The organism is Streptomyces sp. NPDC048002 (assembly GCF_040653275.1).
In the GTDB taxonomy this organism is placed as follows: Bacteria; Actinomycetota; Actinomycetes; order Streptomycetales; family Streptomycetaceae; genus Streptomyces.
In genome coordinates, this window is record NZ_JBEZNL010000012.1 from 61938 (window position 1) to 80563 (window position 18626).

The 18626-nt window shown below is 72.6% G+C and carries 16 protein-coding genes and 1 tRNA gene; 9 read left to right on the forward strand and 8 right to left on the reverse strand.

Annotated features, from left to right (window positions below):
- Positions 1-218 precede the first annotated feature (218 nt).
- Complete coding sequence (locus tag AB0E07_RS17585) at positions 219-1115, reverse strand: DMT family transporter (RefSeq protein WP_362252097.1); 897 nt, start codon at positions 1113-1115, stop codon at positions 219-221.
- A 349-nt stretch (positions 1116-1464) separates the two neighbouring features.
- Here AB0E07_RS17585 and AB0E07_RS17590 point away from each other — a divergent pair, with 349 nt between their 5' ends.
- The 4 genes from AB0E07_RS17590 to AB0E07_RS17605 all read left to right on the forward strand — a co-directional run bounded on the left by AB0E07_RS17590 (position 1465) and on the right by AB0E07_RS17605 (position 5578).
- Positions 1465-2415 carry a hypothetical protein gene (locus AB0E07_RS17590; protein ID WP_362252100.1) on the forward strand — a complete coding sequence of 317 codons (951 nt, stop codon included), beginning with the start codon at positions 1465-1467 and terminating at the stop codon, positions 2413-2415.
- A gap of 175 nt (positions 2416-2590) precedes the next feature.
- Positions 2591-4153: an APC family permease gene (locus AB0E07_RS17595; RefSeq protein ID WP_362252102.1), complete on the forward strand. Its 1563-nt coding sequence runs from the start codon at positions 2591-2593 to the stop codon at positions 4151-4153.
- Between the two features lie 68 nt (positions 4154-4221).
- Positions 4222-4974: a molybdopterin-dependent oxidoreductase gene (locus AB0E07_RS17600; protein ID WP_362252105.1), complete on the forward strand. Its 753-nt coding sequence runs from the start codon at positions 4222-4224 to the stop codon at positions 4972-4974.
- Complete coding sequence (locus tag AB0E07_RS17605; protein WP_362252107.1) at positions 4958-5578, forward strand: cytochrome b/b6 domain-containing protein; 621 nt, start codon at positions 4958-4960, stop codon at positions 5576-5578. Before AB0E07_RS17600 ends, AB0E07_RS17605 begins: the two co-directional genes overlap by 17 nt.
- A 78-nt stretch (positions 5579-5656) precedes the next feature.
- On the opposite strand, the gene AB0E07_RS17610 is transcribed toward AB0E07_RS17605, so the two are convergent.
- On the reverse strand, positions 5657-7054 hold the full coding sequence (locus tag AB0E07_RS17610) for a gluconate:H+ symporter (protein ID WP_362252110.1): 1398 nt from the start codon (positions 7052-7054) through the stop codon (positions 5657-5659).
- Positions 7055-7106: 52 nt separating this feature from the next.
- The gene (locus tag AB0E07_RS17615) at positions 7107-7637 is read right to left on the reverse strand and encodes a gluconokinase (protein WP_362252112.1); all 531 of its coding nucleotides are present in this window, start codon (positions 7635-7637) and stop codon (positions 7107-7109) included.
- Between the two features lie 143 nt (positions 7638-7780).
- Between AB0E07_RS17615 and AB0E07_RS17620 the strand changes: the two genes are divergently transcribed.
- Positions 7781-8482, forward strand: a complete 702-nt coding sequence (locus tag AB0E07_RS17620; protein ID WP_362252115.1) for an FCD domain-containing protein — start codon at positions 7781-7783, stop codon at positions 8480-8482.
- Between the two features lie 119 nt (positions 8483-8601).
- Here the strand turns inward: AB0E07_RS17620 and AB0E07_RS17625 are convergent, their stop codons facing one another.
- The 4 genes from AB0E07_RS17625 to AB0E07_RS17640 form a co-directional block, all read right to left on the reverse strand.
- Complete coding sequence (locus tag AB0E07_RS17625; RefSeq protein ID WP_362252117.1) at positions 8602-8970, reverse strand: YchJ family protein; 369 nt, start codon at positions 8968-8970, stop codon at positions 8602-8604.
- Complete coding sequence (locus AB0E07_RS17630; RefSeq protein ID WP_362252120.1) at positions 8967-10346, reverse strand: M1 family metallopeptidase; 1380 nt, start codon at positions 10344-10346, stop codon at positions 8967-8969. Before AB0E07_RS17630 ends, AB0E07_RS17625 begins: the two co-directional genes overlap by 4 nt.
- 68 nt (positions 10347-10414) lie before the next feature.
- A complete protein-coding gene (locus tag AB0E07_RS17635; RefSeq protein ID WP_362252123.1) occupies positions 10415-14266 on the reverse strand; it encodes a Pls/PosA family non-ribosomal peptide synthetase in 3852 nt (1283 codons plus the stop codon).
- A 303-nt stretch (positions 14267-14569) separates the two neighbouring features.
- Positions 14570-14657, reverse strand: a tRNA-Leu gene (locus AB0E07_RS17640).
- Between the two features lie 186 nt (positions 14658-14843).
- Between AB0E07_RS17640 and AB0E07_RS17645 the strand changes: the two genes are divergently transcribed.
- The 3 genes from AB0E07_RS17645 (at position 14844) to AB0E07_RS17655 (ending at position 17549) form a co-directional block, all read left to right on the forward strand.
- Positions 14844-16169 carry a M20/M25/M40 family metallo-hydrolase gene (locus AB0E07_RS17645; protein WP_362252126.1) on the forward strand — a complete coding sequence of 442 codons (1326 nt, stop codon included), beginning with the start codon at positions 14844-14846 and terminating at the stop codon, positions 16167-16169.
- A 145-nt stretch (positions 16170-16314) separates the two neighbouring features.
- On the forward strand, positions 16315-16548 hold the full coding sequence (chpH, locus tag AB0E07_RS17650) for a chaplin ChpH (RefSeq protein ID WP_362252128.1): 234 nt from the start codon (positions 16315-16317) through the stop codon (positions 16546-16548).
- Between the two features lie 113 nt (positions 16549-16661).
- Positions 16662-17549, forward strand: a complete 888-nt coding sequence (locus AB0E07_RS17655; protein WP_362252131.1) for a chaplin — start codon at positions 16662-16664, stop codon at positions 17547-17549.
- 66 nt (positions 17550-17615) lie between these two features.
- On the opposite strand, the gene AB0E07_RS17660 is transcribed toward AB0E07_RS17655, so the two are convergent.
- Positions 17616-17804, reverse strand: a complete 189-nt coding sequence (locus AB0E07_RS17660) for a DUF5703 family protein (protein ID WP_005485166.1) — start codon at positions 17802-17804, stop codon at positions 17616-17618.
- Between the two features lie 47 nt (positions 17805-17851).
- On the opposite strand from AB0E07_RS17660, the gene AB0E07_RS17665 reads away from it, so the two are divergent.
- A complete protein-coding gene (locus AB0E07_RS17665; protein WP_362252134.1) occupies positions 17852-18613 on the forward strand; it encodes a hypothetical protein in 762 nt (253 codons plus the stop codon).
- Positions 18614-18626 lie beyond the last annotated feature (13 nt).

Sequence of the window (18626 nt, forward strand, 5' to 3'; positions counted from 1 at the left end):
AGGGCTTTCGCGGACCGCAGGTTGCTGGCGCCGGGCAGGTGTACCCACCCAGGGGCGCGGGGAACTGCGCGACCGGCCCCCACGGCGCCGCGGCCTGGGGGGGAGGGCTTTCGCGGACCGCAGGTTGCTGGCGCCGGGCAGGTGTACCCACCCAGGGGCGCGGGGAACTGCGCGACCGGCCCCCACGGCGCCGCGGCCGAACCCGTACCGTCGGCCGGTCAGCCCGGCTGGAGGGCGCGGGCCGGTTCCCGGACCTTCGCGCCGCCGGACGGCATCGCCGGGTGCATGCCCAGCAGGACGATGCCCACCACGATCGCGGCGAGCCCGGCGGCCTCCCAGGCCAGGGCGCCCGTGTCGGTGCGCAACCGGTCGCCGAGGAAGCCGACCCCGCACGCGATGCCGGCCAGCGGCTGGGCGGCGGTCAGGGCGGGCAGCGACATGCGCAGCGACGCGGTCTCGAAGGCGCTCTGCACCAGGACCAGGCCGGTGACGCCGAGCGCCAGCACGGCGTAGGGCTGCCAGCTGGTGAGCACCTCGGCCGGACCGCCCTCGCCGAAGCGCTGCCCGGTCACCCGGGTCAGCGCGTCCTGGACGCCGTAGAGGAGGCCGGCGGCGGTGGCGAGCAGGGCGGGTCCCGCGCCGAGCCGGGAGCGCCTGGCGTACCCGGTGAGCAGCACGGCCGCGCCGATCATCGAGCCGATGATCAGCCACTGCCGGGAGGGATCGGTGAGGGCGGTGCCGCCGGACGGCCGGCCGGCCACGATGAACGCGGTCACCCCGCCCGCGAGCAGCAGCAGCCCGCCCCAGCCCTGGCGGCCGAGCGGCTGCCGGGTCTGGCGCCGGGACAGCGCCATGGCGAAGAGCAGGTTGGTGGCCAGCAGCGGTTCCACCAGGGACAGCCGGCCCTGCCCGAGCGCGACGGCGCCGAGCGCCATGCCGACCACCATCAGCGCGATGCCGCCGAGCCAGCGCGGTACCCGCACCAGGTCCAGCAGGATCCGGGGCGAGAGGAAGTCCTTGAGGGGAGCCTGCTGGGCCGCGTTCTGCTGCAGGACGAAGCCGAAGCCCAGACAGCAGGCGGCGCCCACGGAGAGAAGCAGAACCTGAAGCGACACGCGACGTTCCTCGATCGTTGGTACGGGGCTCGGGGTGCGTACGACGTAGGGGCCGACTGTAGCGCCCCGGTGCCCGGCGCGCCCCCGGTGCTCCGAGGGGGCCGCGGCCTCCCGGCCATGGTGGGCGTCCCGCGCCGGAACCACTATGGCGTACGCCACATCCCCGCTCCCCGGCCGTCACGGGCGCCTCGCCGCTGTGCCACAAGTGCCCCACCAGTAACACGAGTTGACGCGTGTAACGCTCGGGCGGCCCTTGACGTAAACCATGGGCGGGGGGTTGGCTGTGCGTGATCGCTCGATGGCAAACCGAAACCAGACGACGACCGCGTCGCGTGAGGATGTTCCCGCGGTGTCCCCACCCCCGCCACCCCTGGGCCGCGGCCGCAAGCGCGCGGCGCAGGCCCCCGACGGCGCCCTCGACGACCTCGACCTCGCGGCGGCGCGCGCCGCGCTCGCCCAGGGCCGGTGGCAGTCCGCCCGCTCCCTCCTCGCCCACACCGGCGACGACTGGGACCGCCGGGGCCACCGGATCACCGTCCTCGCCCAGGAGCCCTACACCGTCCCCTGGGCGCGGGAGTGGCTGCTCGCCGAGCCCGAGTCCGCGGACGCCCGCGTCCTGCTCGCGCTCGCCCAGGTGCAGCGCGCCCTGCGCGGCAAGGAGAAGCCGGACCGCGCCCGCGAGTCCTGCCACGCGGCGGCCGGCCACGCCCCGGCCGATCCGACCCCCTGGCTCGGCCTGCTCATGCTCACTCGCGGCACGGGCACCGAGGAGGAGGTGCTGAAGGTCTTCGAGGAGGTCCGGCACCGGTACGCCGACCACCACCACGCCCACCATGTGATGGTCGCCCGGCTCGCCGAGCGCCGGCCGGCGGCGGGACCGGACCCGTTGCACGAGGTGTACGACTTCGCCAACGCCGCCGCCGAGCGCGCCCCCGCCGACTCCCCGCTCGCCGTCCTGCCCGTCGTCGCGCACGCCGAGCGCTACCGGGTGCTCGCCGCCGCCGGACACGAGGGCGCCGACCCGGCCGCCTCCGGGCACTGGGTCGGCCGCCGGGCCCGGCAGGTGATGAAGGCCGCCTTCGACTGGTGGCTGGAGTGGGAGCACGAGGGCCACCCGCGCCGGCTGGTCGACCTGAACTTCCTCGCGCACGCCAAGTACTGCGAGGGCCGGGGCGCCGAGGCCGCCGCCCTGTTCCACCGCATCGGCGAGCACGTCACCCCGGAGCCCTGGTCCTACCCGGACCGGGACCCGTACCCCGCCTTCCGGGCCGCCCGCGACAACGCGCTCGGCACGGTGTGAAGCACCGGCACCCCACCCGCACCCCCACCCGCACCCGCACCCCCACCCGCACCCGCACCCGCGCCCCCACCTGGCACCGCCACCCCGGCACCCGCATCCGGTACCCGCACTCGCACTGCACCCGCATCCGCACCCCGGCACCTCCACCCCGCTACCCCCGAAAGGACCACCCGCGATGACGACGGGCAGATCCAGCACCAGCGGCACACTCACCCCCGACGGCGAGGGCATCAGCACCTTCAAGGGCCAGGACCGGGCCCTGCGCGCCGACCGGCTCGGCACCACCGGTCTGCTGCTGTCCGTACTCGCCGCGACCGCCCCCCTCATGGTGGTCGCGGGTGTCATGCCCACGACGTTCGGGGTGATGGGCATCGTCGGACAGCCGCTGCTGTTCGTCATCCTCGGCGTGGTCCTCGCCCTGTTCAGCGTCGGCTACGCCGAGATGAGCCGGCACGTGCACAACGCCGGCGCCTTCTACGCGTACATCTCCCGCGGCCTCGGCGGCACCGCCGGTGCGGGCTCCGCCCTGGTCGCGCTCGTCGCCTACAACGCCCTCCAGGTCGGCATCTACGGCATCTTCGGCTTCGAGGTCTCCGGCCTGTTCGCCACCTACCTGGAGATCGAACTGGCCTGGTGGATACCGGCCCTGCTCGCGGTCCTCCTGGTCGGCGGGCTCGGCTGGCTGAAGATCGACCTCAACGCGCGCGTCCTCGGCGTCCTGCTCCTCATCGAGGTCGCCCTCGTCGTGATCTTCGACGTCGCCGCCCTCGGTGACCCCGGCCCCGAGGGCCTGTCGCTGCACGCCTTCAACCCCGACACCCTCAGCGGCGCCGGCATCGGCACCGCCCTCTGCTTCTGCGTCGCGGCCTTCCTCGGCTTCGAGCAGGCCCCCGTCTACGCCGAGGAGACCAGCCGCCCGCACGTCCTGGTGCCCCGCGTGATGTACCTGGCCATCGGCGGCATCGCCGTCTTCTACACCGTCAGCTGCTGGGCGATCACGGTCGCCACCGGCCCCGACGCCGTCGTCGGCACCGCCCAGGAGCAGAGCGCGGGCATGCTGTTCTTCCTCACCGAGGGCCTGCTCGGGGAGACCTTCACCGACGTGCTGCACATCCTCTTCGTGACCGGCATGTTCGCCGCCATGGTCAGCTTCCACAACGTGGTCGCCCGCTACGCCTTCGCCATGGGCCGCGAGGGCCTGCTGCCTGCCGCCTTCGGCCGCACCAGCAGCGCCAGCGGCGCCCCCGGCACCGGATCCCTGCTCCAGACCGTGATCGCCCTGGTCGTCGTCGCCGCCTTCGCGCTCGCCGACGACAAGCCCACCGGCGACCCCACCGCCCCGGTGCTGCACCTGTTCACCTGGATGGGCAACGTGGGCGCCCTCGGCGTCACCCTGCTGATGGCGATCGCCTCGGTGTCCGTGGTGGTCTTCTTCGTCCGCCGCGGCGCCACCGGCGCCCAGTTCTGGCGCCTCGCCGCCGCCGGGCTCGCCACGATCGCGCTGCTCTTCATCGTGATCTACACCGTCAAGGACTTCGACATCCTGGTCGGCTCCGGCCCGGACTCCTCCCTGAACTGGATCCTGCCCGGCATCATCGCCCTCGCCCTGGCCGTCGGCCTCGCCCAGGGCCTCCTCCTGCGCTCCCGCGACCCCGAGCGCCACGCCCGCATCGGCCTGGGCAACGAGGCGTTCCAGCTGGAGAAGGCGGCGGAGACCACCCCCGGCGCCGAGCGCTGACCTTACGGAACTCTGACGGGCACCCGCGGCCCCTGGCCTCCCGGGGACGCGGGTGCTCGAATGAACAGGTGAACCCCGAACGACCCGAACGGCCCGGACAACCCGAACGGCCCGAGGAACGCGGCAAGCCCATCGGCCGCCGGGTCCTCCTCGGCACCCTGGGCCTGGGCGCCCTCGGCGTGGCCACCGCGCCGGTCCTCCAGCGCGGTATGGAGTCCTTCCTCGCCGGAGCGGCCGAGCGGGACCCCACCGGCCTGACCGGACTGCTCCCCAACGGCGGCGGCTTCCGCTACTACTCGGTCGCCTCCTCCGTGCCGCGCAGGAACGCCGGGAACTACCGCCTCACCGTCGACGGACTCGTGGACCGCCCGGCCTCGTACACCCTGGCCGAACTGCGCGCCCTGCCGCAGACCCGGCTGGTCCGCGACGTGCAGTGCGTCACCGGCTGGCGGGTCCCCGACACCCCCTTCGAGGGCGTCCGCCTGTCCCGGCTGCTGGACGCCGCGGGAGTGCGCCCCTCGGCCGGGGCGGTGCGCTTCACCTGCTTCGACGGCGTCTACACCGAGAGCCTCACCCTCGACCAGGCCCGCCGCTCCGACGTCATGGTCGCCCTGCGCATGCAGGACGAGGACCTCGGCCACAGCCACGGCGGCCCCGCCCGCCTGTACGTCGCGCCCATGTACTTCTACAAGTCCGCCAAGTGGCTCTCGGGGATCACCGTCACCGAGGACGTCCGCCCCGGCTACTGGGAGGAACGCGGCTACGACGTCGACGCCTGGGTGGGCCGCTCGAACGGACGCGACGATGAACCCACCGGCTGAGGCCCCCGAGCGGCCCCGCGTCCGGCGCTTCGGCCGGGCGGCCCGCTGGGTCCACCGCACCACCGCCCTGCTCATGGGCGTCTGCGTGGCCACCGCCGCCTGCCTGTACGTCCCCCAGCTCGCCGAACTCGTCGGCCGCCGCGCCCTGGTGGTCCGCCTGCACGAATGGGCCGGCCTCGCCCTGCCCGTACCCCTGCTGGCGGGCCTCGCCTCCCGGGCGCTGCGCGCCGACCTCGGTCACCTGAACCGCTTCGGCCCGCACGACCGGCGCTGGCTGCGCGCCGTCCTGCGCCGCGACCGGAGTCCCGCGTCCCGGCCGGCCGCCAAGTTCAACGCGGGCCAGAAGATCTACGCGGCCTGGATCGCCGGCGCCACGCTGGTGATGCTCGGCACCGGTCTGATGATGTGGTTCACCCACCTCACCCCGCTGATGTGGCGCACCAGTGCCACCTTCGTCCACGACTGGCTCGCCCTCACCATCGGTATCGTCCTCGCCGGCCACATCGGCATGGCCCTGGCCGACCCGGAGGCCCGCCGCGGCATGCGCACCGGCTCGGTGAGCCCCGACTGGGCCGAGCGCGAACACCCGCTGTGGCGGCCCTGAGCCGGAAGCGGAACGGGCCCGCCCGCTCCCCCGCGCAGGGGAGCGGGCGGGCCCGGGGGCGGCGCCGTCGGAGCGGCGCTATATGACCAGGGACAACAACAGCACGAAGCCACCGGCGACCACCGAGATGATCGTCTCCATCACCGACCAGGTCTTGATGGTCTGGCCGACGTCCAGGCCGAAGTACTCCTTCACCAGCCAGAAGCCCGCGTCGTTGACATGGCTGAAGAAGAGCGAGCCGGCGCCGATGGCGAGGACCAGCAGGGCCGTCTCACCGGTCGACATGCCCGCCGCGAGCGGCGCCACCAGACCAGCCGCCGACACGGTGGCCACCGTCGCCGAACCGGTCGCCAGCCGGATCGCCACCGCGATCAGCCAGGCCAGCAGCAGCGCGGGGATCGACCAGTCCTCGGAGATCTCCAGCACCATCTGACCCACACCGGAGTCGATCAGGGTCTGCTTGAAGCCACCGCCCGCGCCGACGATCAGCAGGATGCCCGCGATGGGCGCGAGGCCCTTCTCCACCAGCCCGGAGACCCGCTCCTTGGCGAACCCGGCGGGCCGCAGCAGCGTGAAGATGCCGACCAGCACGGACACCAGCAGCGCGATCAGCGGCGAGCCGACCACGTCGAAGACGCGCTGCGTGGGGTTCTCGGGGTCGTCGACGACGATCTCCACGAGCGCCCTGGACAGCATCAGGACCACCGGCAGCAGGATGGTGGCCAGCGTCGCGCCGAAGCCGGGGCGCCGCTCCAGTTCCTCCGAGGCCCGCTGCGGGATCATCTTCTCGGGCGCGGGGACGTCCACCCAGCGGGCGGCGAAACGGGAGAAGACCGGGCCGGCGATGATCACCGTCGGGATCGCCACCAGCACACCGAGCGCCAGCGTCACACCGAGGTTGGCCTGCACCGCGTCGATCGCGACCAGCGGGCCGGGGTGCGGCGGGACCAGGCCGTGCATCACGGAGAGACCGGCCAGCGCGGGGATGCCGATGCGCATCAGCGAGTAGTTGCCGCGCTTGGCGACCATCAGCACGACCGGGATCAGCAGCACCACGCCGACCTCGAAGAACAGCGGCAGGCCGATCACCGAGGCGATCAGCACCATCGCCCACGGCATCGAGCGGCCGCCGGCCTTGGCGAGGATCGTGTCGACGATCTCGTCCGCGCCGCCGGAGTCGGCGAGCATCTTGCCGAGGATCGCGCCGAGGGCGATCAGCACGCCCACACCGGCCACGGTGGTGCCGAGCCCGGCGGTGAAGCTGGCGATCACCTTGTCCAGCGGCGCCCCGGCGAACGCGCCCAGCGCCAGCGACCCGATGGTCAGCGACAGGAAGGCGTGCAGCTTGAACTTGGTGATCAGCAGGACGATGACGGCGATGCCCGCCAGCACGGCGATGCCCAGCTGGGCATGGCCGGCCGAGGTGATCGGCTCGACGGTGTCCGCTGCCAGCAGCTCGACATTGAGTCTGGTCACGGGAGGTTCCTTGCGGTTACGGGGGAGGGGGGAGGGGAGCGCGTGGGGGGTGTTACGGCGCCGTGGCCGACGACGGTGAGCCGAGGGTGTCCAGCGCGGCCTTGGCCCGCGAGGTGATCTCCTCGGGGGAACCCGAGACGTCCACCACGACGCCCGCCTCGTCCGGCTGGAGCGGCTGGAGCGTGGCGAACTGGGAGTCCAGCAGCGCGGTCGGCATGAAGTGGCCCTGCCGCTGCCGCATCCGGTCCTCGATCAGCTCGCGGTCGCCCGCGAGGTGGACGAAGACCAGCCCCGGAGCGGCGGCCCTGAGCCGGTCGCGGTAGGCCCGCTTCAGCGCGGAGCTGCTGGCCACCCCACCGAGCCCGGTCCGCTCGTGGGCCCAGGCACCGATGGCGTCCAGCCACGGCCAGCGGTCCGCGTCGTCGAGCGGGACACCGGCCGACATCTTGTCGATGTTGGCCTGCGGGTGGAAGTCGTCGCCCTCGGCGTACGGGACGCCCAGCCGGGCGGCGAGCAGGGGACCGATCGTGGTCTTGCCCGTTCCGGCGACGCCCATCACAACGACGACGTGGGGGGTGTGCATCACTGCCTCGCTGTCTTCCTCGACACACGACGTCGACATCTGACGTCGGCCACACTGAAACGCATTAGGTACGACGAATTCAAGAGTCTGTGACAAATAAGTCTGACTTTTTGTTCCCGTGAGCTCCCCCGTACGCTGTGTGCATGAGCACAACCGGCCGGGGGCTGCACGGACACGTACTGGAAACCCTCGGCCCCGCGATCACCGCGGGCGACTACCCTCCGGGCAGCGTTCTACGCACCGACGAACTCGCCCAGCAGTTCGACGTCTCCCGCTCGGTGATGCGCGAGGCGGTCCGCGTCCTGGAGTCCATGTACCTCGTGGAGTCCCGCCGCCGCGTCGGCGTCACCGTCCGCCCCAAGTCCGAGTGGAACGTCTACGACCCCCAGGTCATCCGCTGGCGGCTGGCCGGCGCCGACCGGCCCCACCAGCTCCGCTCACTGACCGTGCTGCGCTCCGCGATCGAGCCGGTCGCCGCGGGCCTCGCCGCGCGGAACGCCACGGCCGAGCAGTGCGCCGAACTCACCGAGTGCGCCCTCGGCATGGTGGCCAACTCCCGCGGCCACCAGCTGGAGGGCTACCTCTTCCACGACATGGCCTTCCACCGGGTCATCCTCACCGCCTCCGGCAACGAGATGTTCGCCCGGCTCGGCGACGTCGTCGCCGAGGTCCTCGCCGGCCGCACCCACCACGAGGTCATGTTCGAGGACCCCGACCCCGCCGCCGTCACCCTCCACGTCCAGGTCGCCGAAGCGGTCCGGGCCCGAGACGCGGCCCGAGCGGAACACCTGGTCCGAGAAATCACCGTAGGAGCCCTCCAGGAACTGGACATCCTGGCCCCCTGAAGGCTTTTAGGGGCGCGAGGAACTGCGCGACCAGCCACGACGGCGCTCGCTTTCAGGGGCGCGGGGAACTGCGCGACCAGCCACGACGGCGCCGCACCCACCCCCGAATCCCGGCACCCCTACTCCGCGAACTCCCCGTCCACGTAAACCCACGCCCCCTCCACCCGCTCGAACCGGCTCCGCTCGTGCAACGAGCCACCCCGATACGAGGCCCGGAACTCCACCACCCCGGTGGAATGAAACGCGCTCCCCGCCTCGGTCCCGAGAATCACCAGCCCCGTCCACCGCATCCCCGGATCGAGTTCGAGCCGAGCCGGCCGAGTCCGCGGATGCCACGTCCGCAGCAGATACGCCGCATCCCCCCGCACGAACGCGCTGTACCGCGACCGCATCAACGCCTCCGCCGTGGGCGCCGCACCCGCACCCGAGTGATACCGCCCGCAACACCTCTCGTACGGCCCGCCCAGACCGCAGGGACAGACACTCACGCGGACGCTCCCGTGCTCGGCGGATAGGGCGGCTGAACCGGCAGCGCCGTCAGCGGACCGGGCAGCGGAGGCAACGCGGTCCGCCGCACCCACGCGTCGAACAACTCGTCCAGCGGCTCACCGGAGAACCGCGCCGCGTGCGCGGTGAACGTACTCGTGGTGACCGCCCCGCCCCGATGCAGCGCCGCCCACCCCCGCAGCATCCGGAAGAACGCCTCGTCACCCATCGCGCAGCGCAGCGCGTGCACGGTCAACCCGCCCCGCTGGTAGAGCCGGTCGTCGAACATCAGCTTGCGGCCCGGGTCGGCCAGCTTCAGATCCTGTGCCTGCGAGGACAGCAACCGGTGCGCGGCGGCGGCGAGTTGCTGCGCGGTCCGCCCCCCGGACCGCTCCGACCACAGCCACTCCGCGTACTTGGCGAACCCCTCGTTCAGCCAGATGTGCCGCCAGTCGGCGATCGAGACGCTGTTGCCGAACCACTGGTGGGCCAGCTCGTGCGCGACCAGCCGCTCCGAACCCCGCGCCCCGTCCACGTGGTTGGCGCCGAACAGCGACAACCCCTGTGCCTCCACGGGCACATCGAGTTCCTCCTCGGTCACCACGACCGCGTACTCCTCGAACGGGTAAGGCCCGAACAGCTCCTGGAACAGCTCCATCATCTGCGGCTGGCGCGCGAAGTCCCGGGAGAACCGCGGCAGCAGATGCGCCGGGATGTGCCCGTGCTGCGGCACCCCGCCCGGCCCCGGATCACCCAGCAGCACCGTCTGGTACTTCCCGATCGACAGCCCGACCAGATAGCTGGAGGTCGGCGCGGACTGCTCGTACACCCAGGTCGTCGTCGACGCCCTGGTCGTCCGGGTCAGCAGCCTGCCGCCCGCGACCACCGCGTACGCCGACGGCGTCGTCACGGAGATCTGGTACGACGCCTTGTCCGCCGGACGGTCGTTGCACGGGTACCAGGACGGCGCCCCGACCGGCTGGCTCGCCACCAGCGCCCCGTCCTCCAGCTCCTCCCAGCCCAGCCCGCCCCAGGGGCTGTTGACCGGCCTGGGATTGCCCGACCAGTGCACCTCCACGGTGAACGCGGCACCGGGCCGGATCGCCTTGGCCGGCTTCACCCGCAGCCGCCCCCCGCGATGCGTGTAGTGCGGCTGACGGCCGTCCACCCGGACCCGGCCGATCCGGAAGTCGGCCAGGTTCAACTGGAACTCGGCGACCGGCGAGCGGCCCGCGATGGCGTTGATCCGCGCCGTCCCCGACAGCCGGTTGGGACCCGGGCGGTAGTCCAGCGCCAGCTCGTACCGGTGCACCCGGTAACGGGCATCACCGTTGTCGGGGAAGTACGGGTCCGCGCCCATGGACTGCTGAACTGCCACTGCTGCGTCTGCTCCCTGCGCTGTGCTCGTACGACGTCCCTCGCCCCCCGACGTCGTACGGGCCGCGCCTAGCGCCGCCACGCCTCGATCGGGTTGCCCAGCCAGCGCGTGTCGTCGGGAACGGACTCCGCGGCCATCACCAGCGAGGCGGGACCCAGCGTGGTGCGGGCCCCGACCGTGCTGCCGGGCAGGACGATTCCGCCAGGACCCAGCGTCGCGCCCTCACGGAGGACCACAGTATCCGTCCGCAAGATCCGGTCGTGGAAGAGGTGCGTCTGGAGCACGCAGCCCCGGTTCACCGTCGCCGCGTCCTCCAGGGTCACCAGATCCGTCTCCGGCAGCCAGTAGCTCTCGACCCACACGCCCTTGCCGATCCGTGCGCCGAGCCCGCGCAGCCACGCCGTCATCAACGGTGTACCCGGCACGGAACCGGCCAGCCACGGCACGGCCAGCACCTCCACGAAGGTGTCGGCCAGCTCGTTGCGCCACACGAACCCGCACCACAGCGGGTGCTCCCCGGCGCGGTGCCGCCCGACGAGTGCCCACTTCGCCCCGATCGACACCAGCCCCGCGGCGAAGCCGGCCACGAGCAGCACCACCCCGCCCAGCAGCCAGGCCCAGCCGCCCAGCACGCACAGCGCCGCCACCGTCAGCACGGCCAGCGCCGCCGAGCAGAACACCGGCACGATCCGGCACAGCTCCACCAGCCCGCGCGCCCACAGCAGCCGCGCCGGCGGGTCGTACGTCCGGCTCTGGTCGCCGCCACCACTGCTGCGCGGCAGCTTCACCGGCGGCAGCCCCAGGTACGAGGTGCCCTTCTTCGCCTTCTTCGGCGTCGCCGACAGCACCCCGACCAGACCGCCGTCCGGCACCGTCCGCCCCGGCGCGGTCATCCCCGAGTTGCCGAGGAACGCCCGCCGCCCGATCTCCGCACGCCCGATCCGCATCCAGCCGCCGCCCAGTTCGTACGGCGCGGTCAGCGTGTCGTCGGCGAGGAACGCGCCGTCACCGACCGTCGTCAGACTCGGCAGCGCCAGCACGGTCGACACCTCGGCGCCCCGCCCGATCCGCATCCCCAGCAGCCGCAGCCACCACGGGGTGACCAGCCCGGCGTACAGCGGGAACAGCGTCTCCCGGGAACGGTCCATCAGCTGCGTGACCGTCCAGGCCTGCCAGCCGACCCGGCTGTGCGAGGCGTAGGTGCCCTCGCGCAGCCCCACGCTGAGCAGCCGCACCAGGACCAGGATCAGCAGCGCGTACACCAGCCCGAAGGCGAGCGTCGCCGGAACCAGCGCCGCCGCGGCGCCCGCGAGGGGAGCGTCCGCGTCGACGAACGGGTACGCCACCGCGAGCGCCGCCGCTGCGGAGAGCACCGGCAGCGCGCCGAGCGCGAGTCCGCTCGCGCCGTACATGGTCCGCCAGAACGTGCCCCGGCGCGGCCTCTCCTTGGGCCAGTTCCGCTTGGCCTTGCCGAGCTTCACCGCGGGCGCCCCCGCCCAGCGCTGCCCGGTCGGGATCTGCCCGGTCACCGCCGACCCCGGCGCCACCTCGGCCCGCTTGCCGACCCGGGCACCCGGGAAGAGCGCACTGCGCGTGCCGACGACGGCGTGCGCGCCGACCTTGACCGTGCCGATCTCCAGCCGGTCGCCGTCCAGCCAGTAGCCGGACAGATCCACCTCGGACTCCACGGCCGCGCCCCGCCCGAGCTTCAGCAGACCGGTGACCGGAGGCAGCGAGTGCAGGTCGACGTCCGGCGCCACCTTCGCGCCCAGCGCGCGGGCGTACCGCTCCAGCCAGCTCCCGGTCAGCGAGGTCGCCCCGCTGAACTGGGCGAGCCGCTCCGCCGTCCACAGCCGCAGATGGACGCTCCCACCGCGCCGGTACCGGCCGGGCCGCACCCCCCGCAGCAGCAGCCGGGCCCCGCCCGCGGCGATCGCGAGCCGCCCCGGCGGGCTGTACAGCGCCACCGCCCCGGCGCCCACCAGCCACCAGGGCGCGGTCGGCAGCCAGGCGTACGCGGTCAGCACATTGCCCAGCGCCGCCAGCGGCACCATCCAGCGCAGCCCGAGCAGGGTGAACAGGGGCAGCAGCAGAAGCACCTGCACGGCCCGCGCCCGCGCGGGCACCGGCAGCACCGTGCGCCGGGCGCCGTCGTCCTGCGCGGACTCCTCCAGGTGCCGCGCCAGCTTCCGCAGCGTCGGACGCTGATAGATGTCGAGGACGGCCGCGCTCGGATAGCGCGCCCGCAGCTTCGTGGTCAGCTGGGCGGCCGCCAGGCTGCCCCCGCCGATCGCGAAGAAGTCGTCACCGGCGCCCGTCACCGGGATGCCGAGGACCGCCGTCCACTGCTCGGCGAGCCACGCCTCGGTGCCGTAGAGCTGCTCCGCCTCGGGGGTCCCCAGGTTCTCCAGCGGCCACGGCAGCGCGCCCCGGTCCACCTTGCCGCTGGTCCGCGTGGGCAGGTCGGCGACCGGTGCCAGCAGCGGTACCAGCGCCGCCGGCAGCTCGGCGCGCAGCTTCTCCACCGCCGCGGCCTGGTCCCAGCCGTCCTGGGTGACGACATAACCGACGAGCAGCTGGTTGCCGCTGCGGGCGGTCCGTACGGCCGCCGCCGCGCCCGCGACCCCGGGCAGCGCCTGGAGCGCCGCGTCCACCTCGCCCAGCTCGATCCGCCGCCCGCCGAGCTTGATCTGCTCGTCGGCCCGCCCCAGGAAGATCAGCCCCTCGGGCTCCGCCTTCACCAGGTCACCGCTGCGGTACGCGCGCTCCCAGCCCAGGGACTCCAGCGGCGCGTACTTCTCCGCGTCCTTCCCGGCGTCCAGGTAGCGGGCCAGCCCCACGCCGCCGATCACCAGCTGACCGCTGCCGCCCATCGGCACCGGCTCCCCGGCCTCGTCGACCACGGCCAGCTCCCAGCCGTTCAGCGGCAGCCCGATCCGGATCGGCTCGGCGCCCGTCAGCAGCGACGCGCAGGCCACCACGGTCGCCTCGGTCGGCCCGTAGGTGTTCCACACCTCGCGCCCCTCGGTCACCAGCCGCTGCGCCAGCTCCGGCGGGCAGGCCTCACCGCCGAAGATCAGCAGTCGTACGTCGTTGAGGGTCTCCGGCTCCCACAGCGCGGCCAGCGTGGGCACGGTCGACACGACCGTGATCTCCTGCTCGACCAGCCACGGCCCGAGATCGGCGCCGCTGCGCACCTGCGACCGGGGTACGGGCACCAGACAGGCCCCGTACCGCCAGGCCAGCCACATCTCCTCGCAGGACGCGTCGAAGGCCACCGACAGACCGGCCATGACCCGGTCACCGGGCCCGATCGGCTCCTCGGTGAGGAACAGCGCGGCCTCGGCGTCCACGAAGGCGGCGGCGCTCTCGTGGGTGACGGCGACGCCCTTCGGCTTCCCGGTCGAACCGGAGGTGAAGATGATCCAGGCGTCGTGCCCGGTCCCGGGCCGCCCGGCGGGCACCTCCGACCGGCCGTGGGAGGTGATCGCGTGCCCCGCCCCGATGACGGCCCGCACCTCCGCCTCCCCGAAGACCAGCTCGGCCCGCTCGTCCGGGTCCTCCGCGTCGACCGGTACGTAGGCGGCCCCGGCCGCGAGAACCGCGAGGACCGCGACGTACAGATCCGTGGTCCCGGACGGCACCCGCACGCCCACCCGGTCACCGAGACCCACTCCGGCGTCGGCGAGCAGCCGCCGCACCCGGTCCACCTCCACGGCCAGCGCCCGGTACGTCAGCCGGGTCGTGCCGTCGTCCAGGGCCGGCTCGTCCGGGTACGACCGCACGGACGCGTCGAGAATGTCGACCAGGGTGCGGGGGGAGGCCGCGTGACCTCCGGAAAAACGTGCCCTGTCACCGAATCGCTCGCGGATCTCTTCGTCGAGCAGACCGAGAGCACTGCTCTCGTGTATGGCTGCCATCAGGTCCTCGCGTCTCGATCCCGGAAGCCTCCGGGGCGCCGGCGGGCCCGCAGGTCTGCCTGGGGTTGTCCGGCACCGGCTCCGTAACAAGCCGGAAATTTTAGTACGACGCTAGGTGCGCCCCCCGGCCGTGGCCACTTGTGAGGGCCCTCCCGGGCCCGTCCGGGTGACATGGACACCGCGCTGACCAGGCACTTCGTGAGAGCGGGGAGAGATGCCCCACACAGAGCGCCGGACCGACTGCGCAGCGTGTCAGCAAGGGGCGGAAAACGCGAAAGACCCCTGATGAACAGGGGTCTCAGCTGGTGTCCGAGGGGGGACTTGAACCCCCACGCCCGATAAAGGGCACTAGCACCTCAAGCTAGCGCGTCTGCCATTCCGCCACCCGGACAAGGTGTCTGTCGTGCGGGGCTTCCCCCGCGGCGACAGAGGAAACATTACCAGGCTTTCGAAGGGGGCCGATCACCCCCCGTTCCGGCGTGAACGCCTCGTGACGTGCGAGGGGCGGGCTTGGGCCCGGCCGGTCGCAGGAGGAGTATGAGGGGAACCACCAGCAGTGACAGCGGGAGGAAGCAGCGTGAGCGGGACGGACACGGCCAGGAACGTCACCGGCGAGGACGAGGTCGTGGACCTCTGCCGCGAGCTGATCCAGATCGACACCAGCAACTACGGCGACCACTCGGGCCCCGGCGAGCGCAAGGCCGCCGAGTACGTGGCCGAGAAGCTCGCCGAGGTGGGGCTCGAACCGCGGATCATCGAGTCGCACCAGGGGCGCGCCTCCACGGTGGCCCGGATCGAGGGCGAGGACCCCTCCCGGCCCGCGCTGCTCATCCACGGCCACACCGACGTCGTCCCGGCCAACGCGGCCGACTGGACCCACCACCCCTTCTCCGGCGAGATCGCGGACGGCTGCGTGTGGGGGCGCGGCGCCGTCGACATGAAGGACATGGACGCGATGACGCTGGCCGTCGTGCGCGACCGGCTGCGCAGCGGCCGCAAGCCGCCGCGCGACATCGTCCTGGCCTTCCTCGCCGACGAGGAGGCGGGCGGCACCTACGGCGCCAAGTACCTGGTCCAGAAGCACCCGGAGCTCTTCGAGGGCGTGACCGAGGCGATCGGCGAGGTCGGCGGGTTCTCCTTCACCGTCAACGAGCAGCTGCGGCTGTACCTGGTGGAGACCGCCCAGAAGGGCATGCACTGGATGCGGCTCACCGTCGACGGCACGGCCGGCCACGGCTCCATGACCAACGACGACAACGCCATCACCGAGCTGTGCGAGGCCGTCGGCCGGCTCGGCCGGCACAAGTGGCCGGTCCGCGTCACCAAGACGGTGCGCTCGTTCCTGGACGAGCTCTCCGACGCGCTCGGCACCGAACTCGACCCCGAGAACATGGAGGAGACGCTCGCCAAGCTGGGCGGGATCGCCAAGATGGTCGGCGCGACCCTGAAGAACTCGGCGGCGCCCACGATGCTCGGCGCCGGCTACAAGGTCAACGTCATCCCCGGCCAGGCCACCGCGCACGTCGACGGCCGCTTCCTGCCCGGCTACGAGGAGGAGTTCCTCGCCGACCTCGACCGCCTGCTCGGCCCGCGCGTCCGGCGGGAGGACGTGCACGCCGACAAGGCCCTGGAGACCGACTTCGACGGCAGGCTCGTCGACGCCATGCAGACCGCGCTGAGCGCCGAGGACCCCATCGCGCGCGCCGTTCCGTACATGCTCTCCGGCGGCACCGACGCCAAGTCCTTCGACGATCTCGGCATCCGCTGCTTCGGCTTCGCGCCGCTCCAGCTGCCCCCGGAGCTGGACTTCGCGGGCATGTTCCACGGGGTCGACGAGCGGGTGCCGGTGGACGGACTCAAGTTCGGTGTGCGCGTGCTCGACCGATTCCTCGACGCGTCCTGAAACACCCGCCCCGGCAATTCGCCAGCCCGTGCGGGAATAACTGAGAAGAGTGAATGCGACGATAAGCTCGTAGCTCCATTACTCCCTCCTCGTTACAGGTCATGCGATCCGCGATTTGGGATCGCATTGCCAACGAGGAGGAATAATGATCAAGAAGGTCGTCGCCGCTGCGGCTGCCACCGGTGGCCTGGTTCTCGCGGGTGCGGGCCTCGCCGTCGCCGACTCGGGTGCCCAGGGTGCCGCCGTGCACTCCCCGGGTGTCCTGTCCGGCAACGTGGTTCAGGTTCCCGTGCACATCCCGGTGAACGTGTGCGGCAACACGATCTCCGTGATCGGTCTGCTGAACCCCGCCTTCGGCAACACCTGCGTCAACGCGTGACCCTGCCTTTCCCAGGTTGAGTCCCACACCGTCGGTCCCGGAGCGCGTGCCATGCGCTCCGGGACCGACCGGTCTTTTCACTGTTCATATGGGGGAAGGCAGGTAATGCAGCGATGCGACAGGTCACCCGCAAGGGACTGATGACCGTGGCGGCCGCGACGGGTGTGATCGCCGCCGCGGGGGGAACCGCCCAGGCCCACTCGGGCGCGGGCGAGGCCGCCTCGAACTCGCCCGGAGTGCTCTCCGGCAACACCGTCCAGGCGCCGGTCCATGTTCCGGTCAACGCCTGCGGCAACACGATCGACGTCGTCGGGGTGCTCAACCCCGCCGCCGGCAACACCTGCGTCAACCGCTCGGTCGACGCGCACGGCGGCTACGGCGACTCCGACGGCCATGGCGGCTACGGCGACTCCGGGCGCCCAGGGGGCGCGCACTCCGGCAGTCACGCCTCGAACTCGCCCGGGGTGGGCTCCGGCAACCACGTCGAGGTGCCCGTGTACGCCCCGGTCAACGTCTGCGGCAACAGCGTCGACGTCGTCGGCATCGGCAACGGGACGACCGGCGACGACTGCGCGAACGGCGGCGCCGGGCGCGGGTGGGAGGACGGCGGAGGGCGCGGCGGAGGCCACAACCCGCCGGGAACCGGCCATGAGCAGCCGCCGGGCGGTCAGGAGAACCCGGGCGGCCCGCCCGGAGGTCCGGACGACGGCGCCCACCCCGAGGGTCGCGGCAACCCCGACGACCGGGGCAACCCCGGCGGCTCGGTGGACCGGCCCGGGTCCGGGACCCCGGGCCACACCCCGGACACCTCGGGCCGCACGTACCCCGCCGGTACCCCGTCGACCGACCTGCCGGGCACGCGGTCGGTCTCCCCGCCCTCGGCGGACGGCCTGCTCGCCGCGACCGGCGCCGAACTGCCCCTCGGGCTCGCCCTGCCCCTCGGCGCGGGCGCCGTCCTGGCCGGTGCCGTGCTGTACCGCAGGGCACGCGCCTCGGCCTGAGACCAGCACGCGTACGACGGAGCGGGCCCCACCGTCAGGCGGGGCCCGCTCCGTATCCGGCCGCTCTCACCAGGTGGCGCGTACCTGCCGGATGATCCTCCGGCGCAGCCGCACCCTGCGGCTTCCGTCGCGCAGCAGACTCAGTCGGTCCAACTCCCAGTGTCCGTACTCGGCATGGTCCGTCAGCAGACGCGTGGCGTCCTTGCGGGAGACCCCGCGCGGTACGTACACGTCGACAAATTCGTATTCCGGCATCGCATCTATTGTGCGGGCTGGGGCCCGGTACGGATAGCGTCTGCTCTATGTCTGATGCTGCGCAGCCCACCGCTGCCGAGGTACGCGCCGCCGCCGAGGCGGTCAAGACCGCGCTCGACCGCCATCTCGCCGCGGTCGAACGCAGGTCGGGGGAGGACGACCCGGCCGTCTACGAGGCGTTCAACCTCCTGGCCACCGCCGCGGAGGCCTACGACGAGCTGCTCTACGACCGCTACGACGAGGTCACGCCCTTCGAGATCCCCGGCACGGACGACGGTCTGCCCCCGTACAACGGCCCCGAGGAGCCGAACGCGCTGAGCGTGCTGATCCGCCGTGACTACACCGTGGCGGAACCGCAGCGGCTGCTGGCCCAGGCGCAGCGGGTGGAGGCCGCGGACTACGACGCGGACAACGACGGCGAGGCATCGGGCACGGTCCACGGCGCGTTGGGCATCCTGTTCGGGGAGTTCGAACCGGACGAAATCGCCTCCCGGCACAAGGAGTTCGGCCTGGAGGAGGGCGACTCCACGCTCTGGGTGACCGCCGCCGACGAGCCGGCCGACCCGGGTGACTGGCTGGAGGCGCCGTTCGAGCAGCTCGACCCGCAGCAGGTGGTCTGCCGCTTCGACGTCAGCGCGGTCTTCGACGACGAACTCGACGACGACGCCCTGGACGACGACGCCCTCGACGAGGTGGACACCGACGACGTGGAGGACGAGACCGACGACGAGACCGACGACGGGGACGACGCCCTGGACGCCGAGCTGGAGGACGACGGGGACCTGGAGCCACTGGACGCCGATCGCTGACCCGCGCCACCGG

Coding starts and splice junctions, on each gene's coding strand:
- AB0E07_RS17595 (WP_362252102.1), top strand. CDS start 2,591: ATGACGACGGGCAGATCCAGCACCAGCGGCACACTCACCCCCGACGGC.
- AB0E07_RS17605 (WP_362252107.1), top strand. CDS start 4,958: ATGAACCCACCGGCTGAGGCCCCCGAGCGGCCCCGCGTCCGGCGCTTC.
- AB0E07_RS17615 (WP_362252112.1), bottom strand. CDS start 7,637: ATGCACACCCCCCACGTCGTCGTTGTGATGGGCGTCGCCGGAACGGGC.
- AB0E07_RS17620 (WP_362252115.1), top strand. CDS start 7,781: ATGAGCACAACCGGCCGGGGGCTGCACGGACACGTACTGGAAACCCTC.
- AB0E07_RS17635 (WP_362252123.1), bottom strand. CDS start 14,266: ATGGCAGCCATACACGAGAGCAGTGCTCTCGGTCTGCTCGACGAAGAG.
- chpH (WP_362252128.1), top strand. CDS start 16,315: ATGATCAAGAAGGTCGTCGCCGCTGCGGCTGCCACCGGTGGCCTGGTT.
- AB0E07_RS17655 (WP_362252131.1), top strand. CDS start 16,662: ATGCGACAGGTCACCCGCAAGGGACTGATGACCGTGGCGGCCGCGACG.
- AB0E07_RS17660 (WP_005485166.1), bottom strand. CDS start 17,804: ATGCCGGAATACGAATTTGTCGACGTGTACGTACCGCGCGGGGTCTCC.
- AB0E07_RS17665 (WP_362252134.1), top strand. CDS start 17,852: ATGTCTGATGCTGCGCAGCCCACCGCTGCCGAGGTACGCGCCGCCGCC.